17 protein-coding genes and 1 pseudogene are annotated in these 23,546 nt (G+C 74.2%); 13 read left to right on the forward strand and 5 right to left on the reverse strand.

The genetic code is table 11. The features are described 5' to 3' along the window. Nucleotide 1 precedes the first annotated feature (1 nt). From IE305_RS00285 to IE305_RS00295, 3 genes are all read left to right on the forward strand, one after another. Complete coding sequence (locus IE305_RS00285) at nt 2-898, forward strand: ADP-ribosylglycohydrolase family protein (protein ID WP_190127279.1); 897 nt, start codon at nt 2-4, stop codon at nt 896-898. Between the two features lie 62 nt (nt 899-960). Next, nucleotides 961-1,662, forward strand: a complete 702-nt coding sequence (gene rnhB / locus IE305_RS00290; protein WP_190127280.1) for a ribonuclease HII — start codon at nt 961-963, stop codon at nt 1,660-1,662. Between the two features lie 60 nt (nt 1,663-1,722). Then, entirely contained in the window at nt 1,723-2,325 is a 603-nt protein-coding gene (locus IE305_RS00295; protein ID WP_190127281.1) for a hypothetical protein, read from the forward strand. Nucleotides 2,326-2,334: 9 nt separating this feature from the next. Here IE305_RS00295 and IE305_RS00300 read toward each other — a convergent pair whose 3' ends face one another. Continuing rightward, nucleotides 2,335-2,925 carry a hypothetical protein gene (locus tag IE305_RS00300; RefSeq protein ID WP_190127282.1) on the reverse strand — a complete coding sequence of 197 codons (591 nt, stop codon included), beginning with the start codon at nt 2,923-2,925 and terminating at the stop codon, nt 2,335-2,337. Nucleotides 2,926-3,099: 174 nt separating this feature from the next. Then, nucleotides 3,100-5,265, reverse strand: a complete 2,166-nt coding sequence (locus IE305_RS00305) for a RecQ family ATP-dependent DNA helicase (RefSeq protein ID WP_190127283.1) — start codon at nt 5,263-5,265, stop codon at nt 3,100-3,102. Nucleotides 5,266-5,434: 169 nt separating this feature from the next. Between IE305_RS00305 and IE305_RS00310 the strand changes: the two genes are divergently transcribed. From IE305_RS00310 to IE305_RS00340, 7 genes and pseudogenes are all read left to right on the forward strand, one after another. Then, nucleotides 5,435-6,949, forward strand: coding sequence for a DUF4192 domain-containing protein (locus IE305_RS00310; RefSeq protein WP_190127284.1), 1,515 nt, complete (start codon nt 5,435-5,437; stop codon nt 6,947-6,949). Nucleotides 6,950-7,086: 137 nt separating this feature from the next. Further along, the gene (locus tag IE305_RS00315; protein WP_373311481.1) at nt 7,087-9,126 is read left to right on the forward strand and encodes a glycogen debranching N-terminal domain-containing protein; all 2,040 of its coding nucleotides are present in this window, start codon (nt 7,087-7,089) and stop codon (nt 9,124-9,126) included. Nucleotides 9,127-9,215: 89 nt separating this feature from the next. After that, on the forward strand, nt 9,216-9,974 hold the full coding sequence (locus IE305_RS00320) for an NUDIX hydrolase (RefSeq protein ID WP_190127285.1): 759 nt from the start codon (nt 9,216-9,218) through the stop codon (nt 9,972-9,974). Nucleotides 9,975-10,108: 134 nt separating this feature from the next. Next, entirely contained in the window at nt 10,109-11,902 is a 1,794-nt protein-coding gene (locus IE305_RS00325) for an ATP-binding cassette domain-containing protein (protein ID WP_190127286.1), read from the forward strand. A gap of 174 nt (nt 11,903-12,076) precedes the next feature. Beyond that, the gene (locus IE305_RS00330; protein ID WP_308440219.1) at nt 12,077-13,018 is read left to right on the forward strand and encodes a FadR/GntR family transcriptional regulator; all 942 of its coding nucleotides are present in this window, start codon (nt 12,077-12,079) and stop codon (nt 13,016-13,018) included. A 400-nt stretch (nt 13,019-13,418) separates the two neighbouring features. Further along, a complete protein-coding gene (locus IE305_RS00335; protein WP_268255809.1) occupies nt 13,419-14,993 on the forward strand; it encodes an RNA polymerase sigma factor in 1,575 nt (524 codons plus the stop codon). A gap of 172 nt (nt 14,994-15,165) precedes the next feature. Next, a pseudogene (locus IE305_RS00340) lies at nt 15,166-15,969 on the forward strand (S1 family peptidase); the annotation flags it as partial. A 292-nt stretch (nt 15,970-16,261) separates the two neighbouring features. On the opposite strand, the gene IE305_RS00345 reads toward IE305_RS00340, so the two are convergent. Further along, nucleotides 16,262-16,492 carry a DUF7455 domain-containing protein gene (locus IE305_RS00345; RefSeq protein ID WP_190127290.1) on the reverse strand — a complete coding sequence of 77 codons (231 nt, stop codon included), beginning with the start codon at nt 16,490-16,492 and terminating at the stop codon, nt 16,262-16,264. Nucleotides 16,493-16,925: 433 nt separating this feature from the next. Between IE305_RS00345 and IE305_RS00350 the strand changes: the two genes are divergently transcribed. Next, nucleotides 16,926-19,046 carry a DNA gyrase/topoisomerase IV subunit B gene (locus tag IE305_RS00350; RefSeq protein ID WP_190127291.1) on the forward strand — a complete coding sequence of 707 codons (2,121 nt, stop codon included), beginning with the start codon at nt 16,926-16,928 and terminating at the stop codon, nt 19,044-19,046. A gap of 83 nt (nt 19,047-19,129) precedes the next feature. Here the strand turns inward: IE305_RS00350 and IE305_RS00355 are convergent, their stop codons facing one another. Both IE305_RS00355 and IE305_RS00360 read right to left on the reverse strand, forming a co-directional pair. Continuing rightward, the gene (locus IE305_RS00355) at nt 19,130-19,822 is read right to left on the reverse strand and encodes a response regulator (RefSeq protein WP_190127292.1); all 693 of its coding nucleotides are present in this window, start codon (nt 19,820-19,822) and stop codon (nt 19,130-19,132) included. Then, the gene (locus IE305_RS00360; protein ID WP_190127293.1) at nt 19,819-21,453 is read right to left on the reverse strand and encodes a sensor histidine kinase; all 1,635 of its coding nucleotides are present in this window, start codon (nt 21,451-21,453) and stop codon (nt 19,819-19,821) included. The genes IE305_RS00355 and IE305_RS00360 overlap by 4 nt, the downstream gene beginning before the upstream one ends. A gap of 309 nt (nt 21,454-21,762) precedes the next feature. Between IE305_RS00360 and IE305_RS00365 the strand changes: the two genes are divergently transcribed. Then, a complete protein-coding gene (locus IE305_RS00365; protein ID WP_190127294.1) occupies nt 21,763-22,632 on the forward strand; it encodes an ABC transporter ATP-binding protein in 870 nt (289 codons plus the stop codon). A gap of 31 nt (nt 22,633-22,663) precedes the next feature. Continuing rightward, nucleotides 22,664-23,494 carry an ABC transporter permease gene (locus IE305_RS00370; RefSeq protein ID WP_373311513.1) on the forward strand — a complete coding sequence of 277 codons (831 nt, stop codon included), beginning with the start codon at nt 22,664-22,666 and terminating at the stop codon, nt 23,492-23,494. Nucleotides 23,495-23,546: the final 52 nt, after the last annotated feature.

The following is a 23,546-nucleotide window of genomic DNA, read 5'->3' on the forward strand; positions in this document are numbered from 1 at the left end:
GATGACCGCTGACCGATTCCACCGAGCCCTGGCGAGTCTGCGAGGGCTGGCCGTGGGTGACGCCCTCGGCTCCCAGTTCTTCGTCCCCGCCCACTACCCGCTCCTCCGGCGCCGTGAGCTGCCGCCCGCGCCGTGGTCCTGGACCGACGACACGGAGATGGCCTGCTCGGTCCTGGCCGTCCTCGCGGCGCACGGGCGCGTCGACCAGGACGCCCTCGCGGCGTCCTTCGCCGCCCATCACGACGTCGACCGCGGCTACGGTTCCGCGGTCAACCGCATGCTGCGCCTGATCCGGGAGGGCGGCGACTGGCGGGAGCTGGCCTCCGCGCTGTTCAACGGGCAGGGGTCCTGGGGCAACGGTGCCGCCATGCGGATCGCCCCGCTCGGCGCCTGGTACGCGGACGACCCGGAGCAGGCCACCCACCAGGCCGAGATCTCCGCGTACACCACGCACCAGCACCGCGAGGCCGTCGCCGGGGCCATGGCCGTGGCCGCGGCCGCCGCACTCGTCGCGGGGCACGGCGGCCCGGTCGCACCGGAGGCGCTGCTGGACGGCGTGGTCGCGCTCGTGCCGCGCAGCGCGGTGCAGGCCGGGCTGCGCCGGGCCCGCGACATGCTGGACTACGCCGACGCGACGACCGTTGCCGCCGTGCTGGGCTGCGGACGGCGCACCAGCGCCCATGACACGGTGCCCTTCGCGCTGTGGGCCGCCGCCCGCCATCTCGGCGACTTCGAGGCGGTGTTCTGGACCACCGCGCAGGCCGGTGGTGACGTGGACACCACGTCCGCGATCGCCTGCGGTGTGGTGGCCGCGGCGGAACGAGGGGCTCCGCCCGCGGAGTGGCTGGACCGCACCGAGCCGCTCCCCGGCTGGCTGCCGGCGTCCGCCACGGGCTGAGCGCCGACTGCGGGGGCCGGGGTGGGACAGCGGGGCGCCAGGGGCGTACCCTTACTGGCGCCATGCCCTACCAACCGCCTACCCACAGCGTCGAGCGCTCGATCCGCGCGACGACCGGAGCGAAGATCGTCGCCGGTGTGGACGAGGTCGGCCGGGGCGCCTGGGCCGGCCCGGTCACCGTGTGCGCGGCCGTCACCGGCCTGCGTCGCCCGCCGGACGGTCTCACCGACTCCAAGATGCTGACCCCCAAGCGCCGTACCGAGCTCGCCACGGTGCTGGAGGGCTGGGTCACGGCCTACGCGCTCGGTGAGGCGTCCCCCGGCGAGATCGACGAGCTGGGCATGACCGCCGCACTGCGGCTGGCCGCCACCCGGGCCCTGGACGGGCTGCCGGTGCGGCCCGACGCGGTGATCCTGGACGGCAAACACGACTACCTGGGCGAGCCCTGGAGGGTGCGCACGGTCGTCAAGGGCGATCTCTCGTGCGTGGCGGTCGCCGCCGCCTCGGTGATCGCCAAGGTCCGGCGCGACGCGCTGATGGCCGAACTGGGCGCCGACCACGCCCCGTTCGGTTTCTGCGACAACGCCGGATACCCCTCGCCGGTGCACCGGGCGGCCCTGGAAGAGCTGGGCCCCACTCCGCATCACCGGCTGTCCTGGGCCTACCTGGATGCCCTCCCCAGGTGGCAGCATCTCAAGCGGGTGCGTGTCACCCAGGACGCCATGGCGTTGGAGGCCGGTGGCCAACTCGGCTTCGACTTCTGAACGCCCCTCGAACGCCACCCGCCGACACACGTCGAACCGGCGTTTGATAAACATCGACTCATGCCTCTCATCCCCGAGGAGCCTCCGATTCACGAGAGTGTCCCGGGTCCCCGCGCAGGTGCGGCCACCGGCCGGACCGCGCCGACCCCCCGTCCTGTTCCTGGCCCCGGCCCCCGCCCGGCCCCGCCGAAGCCCGGCGCCACCGGTTCCCGTCGCCCCCCGGTCCCGGGTCCGCCCCGGCCGGCTGCGCGGGACGCCGCCGCGGACGCCCCCGCCGGCACGCAGATCCAGCTGATCCCCGCCCCGGCGGAGGGCGCCCTGGACGCGGCCGACGAGGCCGTCGACCTGCTGCTCGACAGCGGCCGCGCGCCCGGCGAGGTCCTGGTGCTGACCACCGGCGACCCGCACCCCTGGGCGGCCCACGAGCTGTCCTTCGGTGAGGCGTCCTACTGGGCGCAGCACGACGCCCGCGACGACGTCTTCTACGCGGCCGCCGACGCGGAGCGACTCGCTCCGCGCCCCGTGGTGGTCGTCGCCGTCAACGGCGGCACGGACGCCGCGGTGGCGCAGGCCCTGCCCGCCGCCATGGCCCGGGCCGGTGCGCTGCTGATCGTCTGTGGCGACCCGCAGCGCGTCAACGCCCTTCTGACGGCGGGCGTCTGACGGACCGGCTCAGCACGCGGCGGTGCGGCGGTGTGCCTCCGGCGCCCCGCCGCCGGCACCGACCGGCCCGGCGGCCCGCATCGCCGGGAGGCGGGGCCCGCACCGCGGCGTACGGCCGCTGCGGCCCTCGCCGAGGACCCGCCAGCCGCCGCCCGTGAGGGTGATGTACGCGCCGCAGCGCAGCCCGTGCAGGACGCAGGCGTCCCGCAGCGCCCACATCCAGGCGCCGTCCTCCTCCGTCCAATGCCCTTCGCCCTGGCGGCAGTAGAGCAGGACGGCCGTGCGCACCGGTGCGCGCAACCGGAGGTCGTGCGGGATGATGCGGCGCAGCTGCGTCAGCAGCGCGTTGCGCAGCAACCAGCCGTCCCCGGCCCCTGCGGGCCGGAACGAGGCGCTTGCGGCGAGGCGTTCGTCCGGGTGCAGGACGGCGACCACCGCGGTCGGTGGCGTCGGAAGGTGCCGGGCGTACAGCCCGCAGACGACCTCGCGGGGATTCCCCAGCAGCGGGACGCCCGATGCCGCCCACTCGGCGGGTTCCAGGAGCCGGCCCAGACGGGAAGCCGGGTCGGCGGACGGCACGGGCGTGAAGCCGAAGGCCATGATGCTCCCTTCGTCTGACGCCCGCGGGCGGCGGGCGGGGGACAGGGCGGAGCGTGCGTCGTGGAGGCCGTCCCGCGAGACCGGCGCACGGCCGGGAGCGGGGGAGCCGGTTCGATTCTCCCGGCCGCACCGGCCGTGCGGCAACGATCAATTGGCGCCAGAGAGCGCCCGCCGTCACCCCTGGACGGCGAGTACCAGCGGTAGCACCTCGGCCGCCCCGGCACGGCGCAGGAGCCGCGCCGCCACCGCCAGCGTCCAGCCGGTGTCCGCGTAGTCGTCCACGAGCAGCACCGGCCCGCCCGCCGTGCTCAGCGCCGCGGCCAGCGACGGCGGTACGGTCAGCGCCCCGTCGAGGGCCCGCAGCCGCTGGGCGCTGTTGGTGCGCGACGCGTGCACGGCCTCCTCGGTGTCGCGGTACTCCACCGAACCGAGCAGGGGCATGCGGCCGATGGCCGCGATGCGCTCGCCCAGCGACCGGATCAGCTGCGGCCTGGTGCGGGAGGCGACGGTGACGACGCCCACCGGGCGCGCGGGCGCGCCGGGTGCCCCGGACGCCCAACCGCCGGGGCCACGGGCCCAGTCGGCCAGCACGGTCACCACCGCGTCGGTCACATCGTCCGGAACGGCTGCGTCCGGTGTCTGCGGGGCCAGCAGCGGACGCAGCCGGTTGCCCCAGCCGATGTCCGACAGCCGGCCCAGGGCGCGGCCCGGCGCGGCCTGCTCGCCGGGCGGGATCCGTCCCTTGAGGTCCACGCCCACCGCCGCCATGCCCGTGGGCCACATCCGCCGCGGCTCCACCTCGACGCCGGGGCGCCCCAGTTCCCCGCGGGACGCCTCCAGCGCCAGGGCCGAGACGTCGGCCGTGAACCGCGCGCCCGCGCAGTTGTCGCAGCGCCCGCACGGGGCGGCCTGCTCGTCGTCCAGCTGCTGCCGCAGGAACTCCATGCGGCACCGCGTGGTCGTGGCGTACTCCCGCATGGCCTGCTGCTCGGCCTCGCGCTGCCGCGCGACCCACGCGTACCGCTCGCCGTCGTAGCTCCACGGCTCGCCGGTGGCGGTCCAGCCGCCGCGGACGCGGCGCACCGCCCCGTCCACGTCGAGGACCTTGAGCATGGTCTCCAGCCGGGAGCGGCGCAGCTCCACCAGCGGCTCCAGGGCGGGCAGCGACAGCGGGCGGTCCGCCCGGGCCAGGACGTCCAGCGTGCGCCGCACCTGCTCCTCCGGCGGGAAGGCCAGCGACGCGAAGTACTTCCAGATCGCCTCGTCCTCCCGCCCCGGCAGCAGCAGCACCTCGGCGTGCTCGACGCCGCGGCCGGCGCGGCCGACCTGCTGGTAGTAGGCGATGGGGGAGGAGGGCGACCCCAGGTGGACCACGAAGCCGAGGTCGGGCTTGTCGAAGCCCATGCCCAGCGCGGAGGTGGCGACGAGGGCCTTGACGCGGTTGGCCAGCAGGTCCTCCTCGGCCTGCTGGCGGTCGGCGTTCTCCGTCTTGCCGGTGTACGCGGTGACGGTGTGCCCGCGCCGGCGCAGGAACGCCGTCACCTCCTCGGCCGCGGCGACGGTCAGGGTGTAGATGATGCCGGAGCCCGGCAGCTCGTCGAGGTGATCGGCGAGCCAGGCCAGCCGGTGGGCGGCGTCGGGGAGGGTGAGCACGGCCAGGCTCAGGCTCTCCCGGTCCAGCGGCCCGCGCAGGACCAGCGCCTTCTCCGCGCCCTCGCCCGTGCCCAGCTGTTCGGCGACGTCGGCGGTGACGCGCGCGTTGGCCGTGGCGGTGGTGGCGAGCACCGGCACGCCCGGCGGCAGGTCGGCCAGCATCGTGCGCAGCCGCCGGTAGTCGGGGCGGAAGTCGTGGCCCCAGTCGGAGATGCAGTGGGCCTCGTCCACCACCAGCAGGCCGGTCGCGGCGGCCAGCCGGGGCAGGACCTGGTCCCGGAAGTCGGGGTTGTTGAGGCGCTCCGGCGACACGAGGAGCACGTCGACGGCGCCCGCCGCGATCTCCGCCTGCACCTCGTCCCACTCCTCCGTGTTGGAGGAATTGATCGTGCGCGCGTGGATGCCCGCGCGCGCGGCGGCCTCCACCTGGTTGCGCATGAGGGCCAGGAGCGGCGAGACGATCACCGTGGGGCCGCTGCCGCGCTCGCGGAGCAGCGCCGTCGCGACGAAGTACACGGCGGACTTGCCCCAGCCGGTGCGCTGCACGACCAGCGCCCGCCGGCCCTCGGCCACGAGGGCCTCGATGGCGCGCCACTGGTCCTCGCGCAGTCTGGCCGATCCCGTGTCGTCTCCCACGAGACGGGCGAGGACGTGGTCCGCCGAGGCGCGGAGGGCTTCGTTGGTCATGCCCCCATGCAACACGAGAGCTCGGACAATGCGCGAATGCACGGGCGGGACCTGTGGAAAACCTGGGTACCGTGCTTGTCCACAGGCGTGAAGGCAATGATGTGATCATCGCTCCGGAAGTTATCCACAGGGCTGGCGGGGCCCGAGCGGATCACGGGACGCTCGGGCCATGACGCAGCCCGACGAATCACTCAGCCCGTCCGCCTCCTCCGCCTCCTCCGCTTCCTCCTCCGAGCCCGACGCCCAGCTGGTCTCCCTGCGCACCGCCGCCGAACTCGCCGACGCCCTCCCGTACCTGATGGGCTTTCAACCGACCGACAGCATCGTCCTCCTCGCCCTGCACGGCGCCCGCGGCCGCTTCGGCGGCCGGCTCCGGCTCGGCATCCCCGCGAACACCGACGAATGGGCCGACGTCAGCGACCAGCTCGCCGAGACGCTGGTCACCAGCTGCACCCGGCACGGCACCCGGCCCGACGGCATCGTCCTCTACCTCTGCCAGGAACCCCGCGCGGGCGAGACGGCCGTCCAGGCCGTCGAGCGGCTCCGCCCGCTGGCCCAGAGCCTGCGGGTGGCCTGCGGCCGGCTGGAGGTGCCCGTGTACGAGGCCCTGTGCCTCTCGGACGGGCGGTTCTGGTCCTACTGCTGCCCCGACGAGCGCTGCTGCCCCGCCGAAGGAACGCCCCTCGCCCTGCCCGGCACCACGGTGATGGCGGCGGCCGCCACCTACGCCGGGATCCAGGTGCGGGGCAGCCTGCGGGACATGGAGGCCCGGTACGCACCCTTCACCGGCGCGCGGGCCGTGGAGCAGGAGACCGCGTTCCACGAGGCCGCCGCCGACCTCATCCCGCGCATCCTGATCCGCGGCGAGAGCGAGACCGTGCGCCGCGAGACGCTGGCCCTGATCGGCCTGGTGCGGGACCGCTTCCAGGAAACCCCCGCGGCCCCCGCCCGGAAGGAGGCCGACGCCCGCGACGACGCCTTGGTCTCCCCCGACGAGGCCGCCATGATCGTGCTCGGCCTGCAGGACCGCGTCACGCGCGACCAGGCGGCGGAGTGGATGGAGGGACCGTCCGCCCCGGTCATGCTCCGCGTCTGGCGCGCCCTGGCCAGGCGCTGCGTCACCCCGTACGGGGAGCACGCCGCCGCCCCGCTCACCCTCGCCGGATGGGTCGCGTGGTCCCTCGGCGACCACCCCGAGGCCCGCGTCGCCTTCGGCCAGGCGCTGCACGCCGACCCCGACTACCTCTTCGCCCAGCTGCTGCACCGGGCCTGCAACGAGGGCATGGACCCCGAACTGCTGCGCCGCTGCCTGCGCCAGGAACGCGACGCCCGCGAGACCCGGCAGGCCCGCGAGGCAGCCCGTACGGCGACTCCCGCCCCGGCTGCGCCCGACGCCTCCCCGGTCACGGCCCCCGCCCCCGCCCCCAGGGCCGCCGCCCCCGAGGCGCCCGCAGCCGATGGGCCGCCGGCCGGCGTGCCCGAACAGCTCGCCCTGCCCGACCCGGCGGCCGACCCCGCCCCCGCGCCCGCCCCCACTGCGGACGTGCCCCCGCAGGGTGCCCTGGCCTCCACCGCGCCCGGAGGGCCGCGGCGGCCCAGTGGGCCCGCGGGGGCCAATGGACCGGCGGGCAAGGCTGCCACGCGCCGGCGTGTGGGCCAGCGCGGAGCGCGGGGGAGGAGGTGAAGCCGTACTGCGGGTCGCGCGGGGCGGGCCCGCCGCGCGGCCACCGTGACCTCGGCGGTGCCCGCGCCGTTCACCTGGGTGGCCCGCACTCGTTGTCGGTCGTTCCGGTCCGTGACGTGCCCAGGGAGCCCAGGGAAGTGCAGAGCATCGCCACCGGCGGACCCTCCGTCCACCGCCCGCCCGAACAGCGGCGCACCGGCTCGGTCCGGGCGCCGGGACCGCAACCCGTGCACGACGCGCTGATCTGCGTGGCCCTCCCGGCGCTCGTCGTCTCCGGGGTCCACGGGCAGCTCGACGGGCAGGGACTCGAAGGGTTCTACCGGTCCGGGCGCCGGCTGCTGGCGCGGTGCCGGGTCCGGGTGGCGGGCGCCGAGCCGGTGCCCCTCCAGGGGCGGTTGCTCGCCGCGGACCGGGCCCGCTTCGTGGGGACCGTGCGCACCGGTGCCGACGCGGGGCCCGACCCGGTGGTCACCGTGGAGCGGCTGCGGGAGGCCGAGGGGGTCGAGCGCATCACCCTGCGCAGCGCGGCGGTCCGCGAGCTGAGGGTTCCGCTGGAGGTGGTGCTCGGCACGGACCTCGCCGAACTGGGCGCCGTCGCCACGGGCCTGGCGGGGCCCGAGCTCCCGGCGGGCGTGCACGCCTCCGGGCTGCGCTGGTCGGCGCGGGGCGCGCAGTCCGTGGTCATGGCCGACCCGCCGCCCGGCGACGTCGTGGCCTCCGCCGGACTGCTGCGCTGGGAGATACGGCTGCCGCCCGGTGGCAGCCGCAGCGTGGAGCTGCGGGTGCGGCCCGAACCGCACGGCGCCTCCGGCGGAGCGGTGGCGCCGGCCCCGGGCCGGGCCGCGGCGGTTCCCTGGGGCGAGGCCACGGCCGAGGGCGACGACCCGCGCGCGGCGGCGTTGCTGGCGGCGAGCTTGGACGACCTGCGGGCGCTGCTCGTACGCGACCCCGAGCGGGCCGGCGACGTCCATCTCGCGGCGGGCATCCCCTGGCGCTGCGGCCAGCTGGCGCCGGCCGAGGCTCTGTGGGCGGCACGGATGGCGCTGCCCCTGGGCGTACGGCTCGCCGCCGGGACGCTGCGGACGCTGGCCCGGGGCCAGGTGGGCGGGGCCGGAGCGGACAGCGGGCGCATTCCCGGGCCGCTGCGGCACGCCGGGCCGCATCTGCCACCGGGGTGCACCGGCATCGAGGCGACGCTGCTGTTCCCCGTCGTGCTGGCCGAGGCACGGCGGTGGGGACTGCCCGAGCAGGAGACCGAGGCGCTGCTGCCGGCGGCCGAGCGGTGCCTGGCGTGGCTGCGGCACACCGCCGCCGAGGGCGACTTCCTCGCCGACCCGGTGCCCGGGGGCCCGTACCGCTGCGAGACCCAGGCCCATGCGCACCGGGCGGCGGTCCTGGGAGCGGACCTGCTGGAGAGCCACGGGCGGCCCGGGGCTGCGGAGCTGCGCGGCTGGGCAGAGGCGCTGCGGCAGCGCTTCCGGGACGAGTTCTGGACCGACGACCTGGGCGGCGGGCGGCCGCTGACCGCCCTGACGCCCGGCGGCGGACGCATACCGCACCTGGGGTGCGCCGCGGCCCACCTGCTCGACACCGGGCTCCTGGGCGGCGGGCGGTACGCCCCGGGGCTGCTCGACAAGGTGCGGACCGAGCAGCTGGCCCGGCTGCTGGGCGGGCCCTCCCTCGACTCCGGCTGGGGGCTGCGCGGGCTGGGCGCGAAGGAGCCCGGGCACAACCCCTTCGGGCACCGCAGCGGGGCCGTCCGTGTGCACGAGACGGCGGTCGCCGTGGCGGGGCTGCTGACGGCCGGTTACGAGAACGAGGCGGCCGGGTTGTTGCGCGGGGTGCTGGACGCGGCCGAGGCGTTCGGGCACCGGCTGCCGGAGATGTACGCCGGGGAGCAGCGCACGGCCGGCAGCACGCCGCTGCCGCACCCGGCCGCCTGCCGGCCCGCGGCCGTGGCGGCGGCGGGGGCCGTGCAGCTGCTGACCGCGCTGGCGGGGGTGCGGCCGGACGTGCCGGCGGGCGGGGTGACGGTCCGTCCGCCGCGGTCGGCGCCGCTGGGGGAGCTGAGGCTGACGGGGCTGCGTGTGGCGGAGCAGCCGTTCGCCGTCAGGGTCAGCAGGCTGGGCCTGGGCATGGTGGAGGAGGCCGCCGACGGTCTCCAGCTGAGGGTGTGAGCGACGTGCGGGCCGGCCTGCCCGGCGGACCTGCGGAGAGGGGTGCCGAACGGCCTGATTATCGTCAGGCAGACGACTATGATCGCGTCATGCCCTACGACCCGTCGGCCTTCCCGCCCTTCGCCGTCACCGTCGACCTGGTGGTGCTCACCGTACGGCGGCACGCGTTGTGCGCGCTGGCCGTCCGCCGCGGCGAGCCGCCGTTCCAGGGGCGGTGGGCGCTGCCGGGCGGGTTCGTGCGGGGCGACGAGGACCTGGAGACCGCCGCGGCCCGGGAGCTGGCCGAGGAGACGGGGCTGCTCGCGCACGACCCGGCGGGCCCGGTCGCGCCCAACGCCGCCCACCTCGAACAGCTGGCGACGTACGGCGACCCCGGCCGCGACCCGCGGATGCGGGTGGTGAGCGTGGCGCACCTGGCGCTCGCCCCCGACCTGCCCGCGCCGCGCCCCGGCGGCGACGCCCGCAGCGTCAGCTGGGTGCCCGTCGAGGAGCTGCTGCACCCCGCCGGGTACGGGCGCGACGGCGACGTCCGGGCACCGCTGGCGTTCGACCACGCGCGGATCCTCGCGGACGGCGTGGAGCGCGCCCGGTCGAAGATCGAGTACTCGTCGCTGGCCACCGCCTTCTGCCCGCAGGAGTTCACCGTCGGCGAGCTGCGGCGGGTCTACGAGGCCGTGTGGGGCGTGGCGCTGGACCCGCGCAACTTCCACCGCAAGGTGACCGGCACGCCCGGCTTCCTCGTGCCCACCGGCGGCACCACGACGCGGCAGGGCGGCCGTCCGGCCCAGCTGTTCCGCGCCGGCGGCGCCACGCTGCTCAACCCGCCCATGCTGCGCCCCGAGGCGTAGCCGGCGGCGGCCCGGCCGGGGTGCCCGGCCGCTCGTCAGGGTGATGCGCGGAACCGTCCGGCGACGCTGCGCAGCAAATAGGACATACCGGGTTACGGTGCTCCGGTACGTGCCGTCGTTCCGCGAGTGAAGCCATGATCCAGGCCATCGGACTGACCAGCGTGACCCGCCGCAACCAGCCCCCCGCCGTCGACGACCTGACCTTCGAGGCCCGCCCGGGCCACGTCACCGCCCTGCTCGGCGCCCCCGGCGCCGGCAAGACCGCCGCCCTGCGGCTGGTGCTGCGGCTCGACGCCGGGCGCGGTGTCGCGCTGTTCCGCGGCCGCACCCTCGACCGCGTCCCGCACCCCGCCCGCGAGGTCGGCGCCCTCCTCGGCGACGTCCCCGGCCACCCCGCCCGCACCGCCCGCAGCCACCTGCGCATGCTCAGCGCCGCCGCGGGCGTGCCCGCCGGGCGCGCCGACGACGTCCTGGAGGTCGTGGGCCTCAGCGGCCTGGCCGACCTGCGCCTCGGCGACTTCTCCCTCGGCATGGACCGCCGTCTCGGCCTGGCCTCGGCCCTCCTGGGCGACCCGCACACCCTCGTCCTCGACGAGCCCGCGAAGGGCCTCTCGCCGCGCGAGACGGCCTGGCTGCACGGCCTGCTCCGCGGCTACGCGGCCCAGGGCGGCACCGTGCTCGTCACCTGCCGCGACCCCAAGGAGGCGGCCCGCATCGCCCACCGGGTCGTCACCATCGACCAGGGACGGCTGGTGGCCGACCAGGAGGTCGCGGAGTTCGCCGGCTGCCGGCTGCGGCCGCGCGTCGTGGTGCAGTCGCCGCTGGCCGGCCGGCTCGGCCACCTGCTCGCCACCGAGTCCGAGGCCCTCGGTGCCACGACCGGCAGCCCGCCCGTCGAGATCGTGCAGCAGAGCGGCAGCAGCATCCACGTCTACAACAGCACCTGTGCGACCGTCGGCGAGACCGCGTACCGGCACGGCATCCTGTTGCACCGGCTCGCCGAGGAGACCGCCGACACCGGCCCCGTGACCCCGCTCCAGCGCGCCGACGGGCGTGCGGACCCCGGGCGGAGCGCGCAGGCCCCCGCCGGGCGCCCGCCCGGCCCGACCCGCCCGTCGCGTCCGGCCGGCGCCACGGCCGCCGTACTGCCCCGTCTGCCGGGCCCCGCCCCCGCCCGGCCGCTGCGCTACGAGCTGCACCGGGCCCTGGGCGTGCGCACCGCGTGGACGGTCATGGCGCTGTCGCTCGGCGCCTCCCTCGTCGCCTCGGTCCTGCTCGCGCGCGCCGGGGCGCCCGCCCCGCGCCTGCTCACCGGCTGGCCCTCGTGGTTCCCGCTGCCGCCCGCGGCCCTCGGCGCCGGGCTGCTGGGCGCGCTCTCCTTCGGCGAGGAGTTCCGCTACCCCGCGCTCGCCCCCGACCAGGGAACCGTCCCGCGCCGGCTGGCGCTGCTCGGCGCGAAGCTGGCCGTCACCGCCGCGACGGCGCTGTTCCTGGCCGTGGCCGGGGTGGTGCTCGACGCGCTCGCCGTCGACCTGCTCTTCGGGGACGCGGCGGCCCTGCTGGCCGGCGGATGGGACGTGCGGCTCGCCGCCTGGGCCGGCCTGGCGCTCGGCTGCGCCTGGGCGGGGCTGCTGACCGCCGGGCTGTTCCGGTCGACGGCGCTGGGGCTGGTGGCGGTGCTGGCGGTGCCCACGCTCGTCGTCCCCGTGGTGGGCGGGCTGCTGGCGCGGCCCGCGGCCCGGTCACTGGTGGGGCTGCCGGAACGGCTGCGCTCGGCGGCGCTGATGCACTGGCCCGCGGGGCTCGACGGGGCGCTCGCCTCGGCGCTGCGGCTGGTGCGGCAGCCCGCCGGGTGGGCGCTCGCGCTGGCGCTGGCCGTGCTGCTCGGCGCGTACGTCCTCACCGTGTTCCGTGGGCGCCCGAGGTGAGGGCTGTGCTATTGCGACGCTCAGGGCGAGGGAGGACGCAGAGTGACAACAAGTCCGGAGAGACGGGAGAAGACCGGCAAGCCGACTCACGCTGTGTGATGACCCGCCCCTGACCTCTGCCCTTTCTGTCCGTTTGGGCGTCAATTGCGAGGTAATGGGCGATCACCCTTTCGTGTGCTTTTCACCAAAGACCTCAAGGGGCCTGGAGGTGTCGCCGACAAAGGAAGCGTGAGTACCCTTGCGCACACCATGATGACCGCGGCTCGTTCCGCCGACTCCGGCCTCGCCGGTCCGGGCGAGCTTGACCGCTACTCCTACGCGGAGGCCCCCGGGGCCGACCGCGGCTCCGCCCCCGCATGGGACGGCGGCGACGCGGAGCTGAGCCGGGCCGGCCGCCGCGCCGCCGGCAGCCGGGGCCGGGGCCTGCACGGCCAGCTCGTACAGCAGCTCGGCCAGATGATCGTCTCCGGCGACCTGGGCGCCGACCGCCCGCTGGTCCCCGAGGAGATCGGGCAGCGCTTCGAGGTCTCCCGCACCGTCGTCCGTGAATCCCTGCGCGTCCTGGAGGCCAAGGGGCTGGTCAGCGCCCGCCCCAACGTCGGCACCCGGGTCCGCCCCGTCAGCGACTGGAACCTGCTGGACCCCGACATCATCGAGTGGCGCGCCTTCGGCCCCCAGCGCGAGGACCAGCGCCGCGAGCTGTGCGAGCTGCGCTGGACCATCGAGCCGCTGGCGGCCCGGCTGGCCGCCGGGCACGGCCGCGAGGACATCCAGCAGCGCCTCGCCGACATGGCCGAGATCATGGGGCACGCCCTGGCCCAGGGCGACTCCCTCACCTTCTCGCGCGCCGACGCCGAGTTCCACTCGCTGCTGCTCCAGGTCGCGGGCAACCGCATGCTGGAGCACCTGTCCGGGATCGTCACCGCGGCGCTGCACGTCTCGGGCGCCTCGGGCGGCGGCTGCGACCGCCCCACCGAGGCGGGCGTCGGGCAGCACCTGCGGATCGTCGACGCCGTCGGGGCGGGCGACGCCGCCGGGGCGGAGGCGGCGATGCGGCAGCTGCTCGTCGCGCACCCGGAGGTCGAGCGCGTGGTCCCCGCGCCGCGCGAGCACTGAGCGCGGGAGGGACCGTACGGGCGGGCGGTGCGTGCGGGACCGCTCGTCCGGCATGCGCATACGGCCGGAGCGGCCGTGCGCGCGAGCCGGACGGGCCGTCCCGTGCGGGGCCGTCCAAGGCGGGCCGGCGATGCCGGAGGCGGCGATCTGTCCAGTTCAGGGGCCTTCGCTGTGAAATGCGGTGTGACTCGGGCCACGAGGATTGGGCGTAACGCTCCTTGGGGCAGCGCGATGACTAAAGAGGTGGTAGCCGCGGAGGGAATACGAGCCTCGCCCGAGGTGCTGTGTTGCTCTGCACTGCCGCCCGCGCCGCCGGCCTCATCCCTGCCGGCGGACGTCGGCCCAATCCACACGGGGACGGGGCCGCAAACCCCGTTCCCATCGTTCCGAGAGGTTGTTCGTGTCGGCCAGCACATCCCGTACGCTCCCGCCGGAGATCGCCGAATCCGAGTCTCTGATGGCGCTCATCGAGCAGGGAAAGGCCGAGGGGCAGATCGCCGGCGACGACGTGCGTCGGGCCTTCGAGGCTGACCAGATTCCGCCAACCCAGTGGAAGAACGTCCTGCGCAGCCTCAACCAAGTCCTCGACGAGGAGGGTGTGACGCTGATGGTCAGTGCCGCAGAGGCGCCCAAGCGCACCCGCAAGAGCGTCGCAGCGAAGAGCCCGGCGAAGCGCACCGCCACCAAGGCCGTCTCCTCCAAGACGACCACGTCCCGGCAGTCGGCCGCGTCGGCCGCCTCCTCGGCGTCCTCCGCCGCCTCGGCCGCCGAGCGCGGCGCGTACGAGGGCGAGGCCGACGAGACCGCCGCGCCTGCCAGGAAGACCGCCGCCAAGAAGACGGTGGCCAAGAAGACGACGGCGAAGAAGACCGTCGCGAAGAAGACGGCGGCCAAGAAGACCGCCGGCAAGAAGGACGCCGACGAGCTGCTCGACGACGACCTCCTCGAGGACACCGCCGCACCCGGCAAGGTCGAGGAGGAGGACGAGTCCGGCGAGAGCAAGGGCTTCGTGCTCTCCGACGAGGACGAGGACGACGCTCCCGCGCAGCAGGTCGCCGTGGCCGGCGCCACCGCCGACCCGGTCAAGGACTACCTCAAGCAGATCGGCAAGGTCCCCCTGCTCAACGCCGAGCAGGAGGTCGAGCTCGCCAAGCGCATCGAGGCCGGCCTGTTCGCCGAGGACAAGCTGGCCAACTCCGACAAGCTGGCGCCCAAGCTCAAGCGCGAGCTGGAGATCATCGCCGAGGACGGCCGGCGTGCCAAGAACCACCTGCTGGAGGCCAACCTCCGTCTCGTGGTCTCCCTGGCCAAGCGCTACACCGGCCGCGGCATGCTCTTCCTGGACCTGATCCAGGAGGGCAACCTCGGTCTGATCCGCGCGGTGGAGAAGTTCGACTACACCAAGGGCTACAAGTTCTCCACGTACGCGACCTGGTGGATCCGCCAGGCGATCACCCGCGCGATGGCCGACCAGGCCCGCACCATCCGTATCCCGGTGCACATGGTCGAGGTCATCAACAAGCTGGCCCGCGTCCAGCGCCAGATGCTCCAGGACCTGGGCCGCGAGCCCACCCCGGAGGAGCTGGCCAAGGAGCTCGACATGACCCCCGAGAAGGTCATCGAGGTCCAGAAGTACGGCCGCGAGCCCATCTCCCTGCACACCCCGCTGGGCGAGGACGGCGACAGCGAGTTCGGTGACCTCATCGAGGACTCCGAGGCGGTCGTGCCGGCCGACGCGGTCAGCTTCACGCTCCTCCAGGAGCAGCTGCACTCCGTCCTCGACACGCTCAGCGAGCGCGAGGCCGGCGTGGTCTCCATGCGCTTCGGCCTCACCGACGGCCAGCCGAAGACCCTCGACGAGATCGGCAAGGTCTACGGCGTGACGCGTGAGCGCATCCGTCAGATCGAGTCGAAGACGATGTCGAAGCTGCGCCACCCGTCCCGTTCGCAGGTGCTGCGCGACTACCTCGACTAGTCGCGCCGTCGCCCGCGGCGATCGGCTGTTCGCAGGGCCCGGTTCCTCCTCGGAGGGGCCGGGCCCTGCGGCGTTCGGGGGCCGCTCCCGCGATTCGGGATGCGCACGGGGCGCGGGGGGCTGACGCTGGGTGAGCAAGTGATGTCTCTTTGTCGTCCCGTCAGGAGGCCGTGTGCGCCGGGTCCTGCGTCTGCCGCTGCTGGGAGCGCTCGTCCTGCTCGCCGCCGTGCTCGCGCCGGCCCGGGCGGTCGACCGGGCGGTGGACCGGGGGGTCGTCGGGGGCCAGGTGGTGAAGGTCGTGGACACCCCGTGGGCGGTGGCGGTGGCCAGCCGGGAACGGTTCGGCCCGGCCCGTTCGGGGCAGTTCTGCGGCGGCGCGCTGCTCGGCCCGGCGACCGTGGTCACCGCGGCCCACTGCCTGAGCCGCGAGGTGCTCGGCGTGGACGTGGCGCAGGCGAAGGACCTGCGTGTCATCGTCGGCCGCGACGACATGCGCACGTCCACCGGCAAAGAGGTGCCGGTGCGGCGGATCTGGGTCAACCCCGAGTTCAGCATGGAGACCAATGCCGGGGACGTGGCCGTGCTGACGCTCGCCGAGGCGGTGCCGGAGGTCCGGCCCATCGCCATGGCGCCGGCCGGCGACTCCGCGTACGAGGCGGGCACGACGGCGGGCGTCTTCGGCTGGGGCGACCTGACCGGGCACGGCACGTACGCGCAGACGCTGCACGCCGCGCGGGTGCTCATCCTCGAGGACGCCTCGTGCGCGCGCGCCTACCCCGGGGGCCCGGAGGGCACCTACCGGCCGGCGACGATGCTGTGCGCCGGGCTGTCGCTGGGCGGCCGCGACGGGTGCCAGGGGGACAGCGGAGGGCCGCTGGTGTCCCGGGGACGGCTGGTGGGGCTGGTGTCGTGGGGGAGCGGTTGCGCGCAGGCGGGCCGTCCGGGGGTCTATACGCGGATCTCCGCCGTCGCGGACCTGGTCCGGGCCCACGGGCCCGACGTCCCGCCGGGGACGCCTGTGGCGCCCGCACAGCCGCCGGCGCAGCACCCGGCGCCGCCGCCCCCCGCACCGCCGGCCCCTGCCAAGCCGCCGGCCCAGACCACTCCCAAGCCGCCGCCCGCTGCGCCGAAGCCCTGAGGGCGTTGCGGGTACGAGAACGGGCGGCAGCCCCGGAAGGGGTGCCGCCCGCGGCTGTCCCGCACTGGACCGGCGGGACCTCGCTCGTCGTCGGATGCGATGTGCAGTCGTTCCGTTACGGGACCGGGACTCAGCGGTCCTCGTCGGACGGGGACGCCGGCACGGCGGTCAGCCGCTCCGTCTCGTCCTGTATCTCCGCGGCGATCTTCTTGAGTTCCGGCTCGAACTTGCGCCCGTGGTGGGCGCAGAAGAGCAGTTCACCGCCGCTCAGGAGCACGACGCGCAGATATGCCTGAGCGCCGCACCGGTCGCAGCGGTCAGCGGCCGTCAGCGGGCTCGCGGGGGTCAGAACAGTAGTCACGTCGCCTCTTCTCTAGCTCGACGAGCTGTCGTACCAGGGTCAACATCCAACCAGGCCGAAAACGTTCCCGCTCGTGGCTTTTCCTCGAAAGTTGCTTCCGAGTGAGCCGGATCCTGACGATTTGGCGGCGAATGAGCCGTAGTGCGTGGGCTTACGGTTTCACATCGCTGGGGGCTGTCGTCCCCCCGGCTGGCTGCCGGGTTGTTCTTGAGGACGTGCCCGGAGCCTAAATGGTTCATGCCTCGAAGGGAACGTGATGTGCATGTCACCCCATCGAGGGATCGAACACATGCACGACTCTGGATTAGCATGGGCGTTCCCAAGGGTGGCGGCACAAAGGCTCTATCAAGCCTCGGTACCCTCTGAACGGCAAACAGAGCCACCCATGTGCCCGAACTCGGGTCAGTCAGAAATTCAGCGAGGAGCGAACCGCGTGACCGCCGAGACGTCCGTGCCGTCCACTGCGTTGCTGACCGGGGCAGACCGGGACGGATCCAACTACACCGCGCGGCACCTGCTCGTCCTCGAAGGACTGGAGGCCGTCCGCAAGCGGCCCGGCATGTACATCGGCTCGACCGACAGCCGCGGCCTGATGCACTGCCTCTGGGAGATCATCGACAACTCCGTCGACGAGGCGCTCGGCGGCTACTGCGACCGCATCGAGGTGATCCTCCACGACGACGGCTCGGTCGAGGTGTGCGACAACGGCCGCGGCATCCCCGTGGACGTCGAGCCCAAGACCGGCCTGTCCGGCGTCGAGGTCGTCATGACCAAGCTGCACGCCGGCGGCAAGTTCGGCGGCGGCTCGTACGCCGCCTCCGGTGGTCTGCACGGTGTCGGTGCCTCCGTCGTCAATGCCCTCTCCGCCCGGCTGGACGTCGAGGTCGACCGCAACAGCCGCACCCACGCGATCAGCTTCCGCCGCGGTGTGCCCGGCATCTTCACCGAGCCCGGCCCCGACGCCCCCTTCGACCCGGCGAGCGGCCTGCTCAAGGGCAAGAAGATCCCCAAGACCCGCACCGGCACCCGCGTGCGGTACTGGGCCGACCGCCAGATCTTCCTCAAGGACGCCCGGCTCTCCCTGGAGACCCTGTACGACCGCGCCCGGCAGACCGCGTTCCTGGTGCCCGGCCTGACGATCGTCGTCCGCGACGCCCGCGACCCCGAGGGCGAGGGCGTCCGCGAGGAGGTCTTCCACTACGACGGCGGCATCAGCGAGTTCTGCGAGTACCTCGCCAAGGACAAGGCCGTCTGCGACGTGCTGCGCCTGTCCGGTCAGGGCACCTTCAAGGAGACCGTGCCGGTCCTCGACGACCGCGGTCATATGACGCCGACCGAGGTCACCCGCGAGCTGGGCGTCGACGTCGCGCTGCGCTGGGGCACCGGCTACGACGCCACCGTCAAGTCGTTCGTCAACATCATCGCCACCCCCAAGGGGGGCACCCACGTCACCGGTTTCGAGCGCGCCGTGACGCGTACGGTCAACGAGGTGCTGCGCTCCACCAAGCTGCTGCGGGTCGCCGAGGACGACGTCGTCAAGGACGACGCCATGGAGGGCCTCACCGCCGTGGTGACCGTCCGCCTGGCCGAGCCGCAGTTCGAGGGGCAGACCAAGGAGGTGCTGGGCACCTCGGCCGCCTCCCGGATCGTGGCCAACGTGGTGGCCAAGGAGCTCAAGGCGTTCCTCACCTCCACCAAGCGCGACGCCAAGCAGCAGGCGCGGGCCGTGCTGGAGAAGGTCGTGGCCGCCGCCCGCACCCGCATCGCCGCCCGGCAGCACAAGGAGGCGCAGCGCCGCAAGACGGCCCTGGAGTCCTCCTCGCTGCCCGCCAAGCTGGCCGACTGCCGCAGCGACGACGTGGAGCGCAGCGAGCTGTTCATCGTCGAGGGCGACTCCGCGCTCGGCACGGCGAAGCTGGCGCGGAACTCCGAGTTCCAGGCGCTGCTGCCCATCCGCGGCAAGATCCTCAACGTTCAGAAGGCGTCGGTCTCCGACATGCTCAAGAACGCGGAGTGCGGCGCGATCATCCAGGTCATAGGAGCCGGGTCCGGGCGGACCTTCGACATCGACGCGGCGCGCTACGGCAAGGTCATCTTCCTGGCCGACGCCGATGTGGACGGCGCGCACATCCGCACCCTGCTGCTCACCCTCTTCCAGCGCTACATGCGGCCCATGGTCGAGGAGGGCCGGGTCTTCTCGGCCGTGCCGCCGCTGCACCGGGTGGAGCTGATCAACCCCAAGAAGGGGCAGGACAAGTACATCTACACCTACTCGGACGCCGAGCTGCGCGAGACGCTGCTGGAGCTGGACCGCAAGAACATCCGCTACAAGGACGGCATCCAGCGCTACAAGGGCCTCGGTGAGATGGACGCCGACCAGCTCGCGGAGACCACGATGGACCCGCGGCACCGCACCCTGCGCCGGATCAACATCGGCGACCTGGAGGCGGCGGAGCGCACCTTCGACCTGCTGATGGGCAACGAGGTCGCGCCCCGCAAGGAGTTCATCACCAACTCGGCCGCGACGCTCGACCGTTCGCGCATCGACGCCTGACGCCTGACCCCTGACGCCGGAGGCGGCGGGGCGCGCGCCGGTTCCGGCGAGCGCTCCCCGCGCGGGCGTGCGCGCCGTGGGCGTCAGCGCTCGTGCTCCCGGGCGGCCTCCCAGGTGTACCGGTGCTCGGGCCGGCCCGTCTCGCCGTACCGCAGGGTGAGGCGCAGCCGGCCCGACTCCTCCAGGCGCTTGAGGTACCGCTGCGCCGTCGACCGGCTCAGCCCCGAGCGCTCGGCGACCTCGTGCGCCGACAGCGGCCGTGCGGCGTCCGACAGCACCCGGCGGATCAGGTCGGCCGTCGGTGCCGAGTGCCCCTTGGGCAGGGGCGCGGCCACCGCGGCCGTACGCAGCGTGCCGAAGATCCGGTCGACCTGGTCCTGCCCGGCCTCCCCGGCGCTCTCCAGGGTGCGCCGCAGCCGCGCGTACGCCTCCAGCTTCACCCGCAGGCCGGGGAAGGTGAACGGCTTCACCAGGTACTGGAGCGCCCCGTAGCGCATCGCGGCCTGCACCGTGGCCATGTCCCGGGCCGCCGTGACCATGATGACGTCCGTGTGGTGGCCCAGCTGCCGGATGCGGCGCATCAGCGACAGGCCCGTCTCGTCCGGCAGGTAGTGGTCGAGCAGCAGCAGGTCGACGCCGCCGCGCTCCAGTTCGGCCAGCGCCTGCGCCGCGTTGTGCGCCGTGCCCCGGACGCGGAAGCCCGGAACCCGTGACACGTACGCGGAGTTGACCTCCGCGACGCGGAAGTCGTCGTCGACGACCAGGACGTCGATCACCCTCCCACCTCCTCCAGGGAGCACCGCTCCGGTGCGTCCCGCTCCGGGCCGGCCGGCCGCAGGGCGTCGGGCAGTTCGACCGTGAACACCGCTCCGCCGCCCTCGCGTTCCGTCACCCGGGCCGACCCGCCGTACCGTTCCGCCAGCCGCCGCACCAGCGACAGGCCCAGGCCACGGGGCCGGTGCGCGGTGGCCTCCTTCGTGGTCCAGCCGTCCGTGAACACCAGCTCCCGCGCCTGCTCCGGCACCCCCGGCCCGTTGTCCGCCACGCTCATCACCACCGCGGTGCCCACCGCCCGCACCTCGACCTCCACGAACGCCTCGGGGCCGGGCCGCGCCGCGTCGAGCGCGTTGTCGACGAGGTTGCCCAGCACCGTCACCAGGTCCGTGGGGTCGACCACGCCGTCCGGCAGCCGGGTCGCCGGGCCGACGCGCAACGCCACGCCGCGCTCGGCGGCGACCGCGCCCTTGCCGACGAGCAGCGCCGCCACCAGCGGCTCGCGCACCCGCTCGGTGACCTGTTCGGCCGTGGACCGGTCCGCGCCGGTCACCTCGGCGACGTACTCCACCGCCCGGTCGTACATCTCCAGCTCCAGCAGCCCCACGAGCGTGTGCATGCGGTTGGCGTGCTCGTGGTCCTGGGCGCGCAGCGCCTCGGTCAGGCCGCGGGTGGCGTCCAGTTCGCGGGCCAGGCGTTCCAGTTCGGTGCGGTCGCGCAGGGTGGCCACCGTGCCGAAGCCGGTGGTCATCCGGTTGGCCACCAGCACCCGTTCGCCGCAGACGGTCAGCAGGTCCGTGCCCTCGACGCGGCCGGTGAGCACGTCGGCGGTGCGGCCCGGCGGCAGGACGTCCTCCAGCGGCCGCCCCACGGCGTCCTGGCCGAGCCCCAGCAGCCGCCCGGCCTCGTCGTTGACCAGCCGTACCCGGCCGTGCCGGTCGAGGGCGAGCACGCCCTCGCGTATGCCGTGCAGCATGGCCTCGCGTTCCTGGAGCAGCGCTGCGATCTCGGACAGTTCGATGCCGTGGGTGCGCTTGCGCAGCCGCCAGGAGACGCCGAACGCGGCGAGCGCGCCCACCGCCAGCGCCGCGCCGGAGTAGACGAGGATGCCCGGCAGGGCGTGCAGCAGGACGTCGCGCACGTCGTCGTAGGCGATGCCCACGGACACCTCGCCGACGATGGCGCCCTCGGTGTCGCGCAGCGGCACCTTGCCCCGTGCCGAGCGGCCCAGCGTCCCCTTCTCGATGCCGGTCCATTCGTGCCCGGCCAGCGCCGGGCCGGGGTCGGTGCTCACATGCCGGCCGATCTCCGCGGGGTTGGTGTGCGACCAGCGGATGCCGCGGGTGTCGGCCACGACCACGTAACTCGCGCCGGTGGCCAGGCGGATGCGCTCGGCCGCGTCCTGCACGGGCCCCTCGGGGTCGGGTGCGCCGGCGAGCACCGCGCGGGCGATGCCCGGCTGTGCGGCGGTGGCCTGCGCGACGGCCAGGGCCCGGTGCTCGGCCTGCTCGTCGAGCTGGGCGGCCAGCGGGGCCAGGAAGAGGCCGGTGGCCAGCGCGGTGACGCCGGCGGTGATCAGCAACTGGGCGGACAGGACGTGGGCGAAGACGCGGCGGGGCCACCAGGGAAGCATGTTTGTCCCTTTCGTCTTCTTCGCGGTCCTGTGCTTCGGTTGTTGTTCGGTTCGGGCGGAAGTGTGTACTCACCGTAGCCGGGTGATGGCCACTGGTGTCCCTCTCGTGTCGCTTTTGTTGTTCTATCGCGAGCAAAACGAGCAGAACAGGCTTCGTGCGCACAACCCGCACAGCGCTCACAAGGCTGCCCCCGCCCCGCACCCCCCTCCTAGCCTCCAGCACCGGCCGCCCCACGACAGCGAACGAAAACGGTGGGGCGGAGCAAGCGCGAGACGAGCCGGCCCGTGGCCGGCAGCGGAGGCGGACGCATGAACAGCGGCACACCACGCGGCAACCCACACGAGGGCACCGCGCCGGCGATCGAGCTGCGCGGCGCGAGCAAGGCGTTCCGCACGCCCTCGGGCACGCTCCACACAGCCGTACGCGATCTTGATCTCACCGTGGAGCGCGGCGAGTTCGTGGCCGTCGTCGGCCCCACCGGCTGCGGCAAGTCGACCACGCTGACGCTGGTCAGCGGCCTGGAGGAGCCCACCGAGGGCGAGGTCCTGGTCGGCGGCGAACCGGTGTGCGGCATCCGGCAGGACGTCGGCTTCGTCTTCCAGCAGGACGCCGTCTTCCCCTGGCGCACCGTGCTGTCCAACGTGATGGCCGGCCCCCGCTTCCGCGGCGTGCCCAAGGCCGAGGCCCGCGAGCGGGCCCGCGTCTGGCTCGACCGCGTCGGCCTGGGCGCCTTCACCGACCGCTACCCGCACCAGCTCTCCGGCGGCCAGCGCAAGCGCGTGGCCCTCGCCCAGACCTTCGTCAACGACCCCACGATCCTGCTCATGGACGAGCCGTTCTCCGCGCTGGACGTGCAGACCCGCGCCCTGATGTCCGACGAGCTGCTGGAGCTGTGGGGCGGTGCGGGCACGGACCGGCCGGACGACGCGCCGCCGGCGTCCGTCGTCTTCGTCACCCACGACCTGGAGGAGGCCATCGCCCTCGCCGACAAGGTCGTGGTCATGACGGCGGGCCCGGCCACCGTCAAGCAGGTCTTCCCGGTCCCCCTGCCAAGGCCGCGCAAGGTCGAATCGGTCCGCCTGGAGCCGGAGTTCATCGACATCTACCGCGAGATCTGGTCCTCCCTCGGCGAGGAAGTCCGCATCACCCGGGAGCGAGGTGCGAGTCGTGTCGCTTGAGTCCCCCGAAGCCGTCGTCGCTGTCGCCGCTCTGGAGAAGCCCACCAGCCGCGGCGAGGCCCGGCTGCGCGCCGCCCGCAACCGCCGCCTCCTCGTCCACACCGTCCGCGTCCTGCTCCTCGCCGCCGTGCTCGGCGCCTGGGAGGCGCTGTCCCGCGCCGGCACCATCGACCCGTTCAACTTCTCCATGCCGTCCAAGATCTGGGACCAGCTGGTGCAGTGGACGATGCACGGCACCGCCCAGGGGTCGCTCGGCGAACAGATCTGGGTCACGCTCTACGAGGCGCTGATCGGCTGGGCCGTGGGCGTCGGCGCGGGCGTGGTGGCGGGCATCGTGCTCGGCCGGATCCGGCTGCTCGCCGAGGTGCTGGGCCCGTACATCAAGGTGCTGAACGCACTGCCCCGCATCGTCCTCGCGCCGATCTTCCTCATCTGGTTCGGCCTCGGCCCCGCCTCGAAAATCGCCTCCGCGGTCGTGCTCGTCTTCTTCCCGGTCTTCTTCAACGCCTTCCAGGGCGTGCGCGAAGTCGACCGCAATCTGATCGCCAACGCCCGCATCCTGGGCGCGAACAACCGGCAGGTGACCCTCCAGGTGGTCGTCCCCGCGGCGACCTCCTGGATCTTCACCAGCCTGCACGTCAGCTTCGGCTTCGCCCTGATCGGCGCCATCGTCGGCGAGTACATCGGCGCGGACAAGGGCATCGGCCTGCTCGTCTCGTCCTCCCAGGGCAACTTCAACTCCGCCGGCGTCTACGCCGCGATGGTGATCCTCGCCGTCGTCGCGCTGCTCGCCGAGGCCCTGCTCACCTTCGCCGAGAAGCGGCTCTTCCGCTGGAAGCCCGCCTCCGGCGGCGACCGCTGACACCCCCCGGCTCCCCGTTCCCCGTCCACCGACACCCTCAAGGAACCAGATC

This window comes from Streptomyces mashuensis, from assembly GCF_014654785.1.
In the GTDB taxonomy this organism is placed as follows: Bacteria; Actinomycetota; Actinomycetes; order Streptomycetales; family Streptomycetaceae; genus Streptomyces; species Streptomyces mashuensis.

Coding starts and splice junctions, on each gene's coding strand:
- IE305_RS00325 (WP_190127286.1), top strand. CDS start 10,109: ATGATCCAGGCCATCGGACTGACCAGCGTGACCCGCCGCAACCAGCCC.
- IE305_RS00365 (WP_190127294.1), top strand. CDS start 21,763: ATGAACAGCGGCACACCACGCGGCAACCCACACGAGGGCACCGCGCCG.
- IE305_RS00295 (WP_190127281.1), top strand. CDS start 1,723: ATGCCTCTCATCCCCGAGGAGCCTCCGATTCACGAGAGTGTCCCGGGT.
- IE305_RS00285 (WP_190127279.1), top strand. CDS start 2: ATGACCGCTGACCGATTCCACCGAGCCCTGGCGAGTCTGCGAGGGCTG.
- rnhB (WP_190127280.1), top strand. CDS start 961: ATGCCCTACCAACCGCCTACCCACAGCGTCGAGCGCTCGATCCGCGCG.
- IE305_RS00360 (WP_190127293.1), bottom strand. CDS start 21,453: ATGCTTCCCTGGTGGCCCCGCCGCGTCTTCGCCCACGTCCTGTCCGCC.
- IE305_RS00310 (WP_190127284.1), top strand. CDS start 5,435: ATGACGCAGCCCGACGAATCACTCAGCCCGTCCGCCTCCTCCGCCTCC.
- IE305_RS00320 (WP_190127285.1), top strand. CDS start 9,216: ATGCCCTACGACCCGTCGGCCTTCCCGCCCTTCGCCGTCACCGTCGAC.
- IE305_RS00305 (WP_190127283.1), bottom strand. CDS start 5,265: ATGACCAACGAAGCCCTCCGCGCCTCGGCGGACCACGTCCTCGCCCGT.
- IE305_RS00300 (WP_190127282.1), bottom strand. CDS start 2,925: ATGGCCTTCGGCTTCACGCCCGTGCCGTCCGCCGACCCGGCTTCCCGT.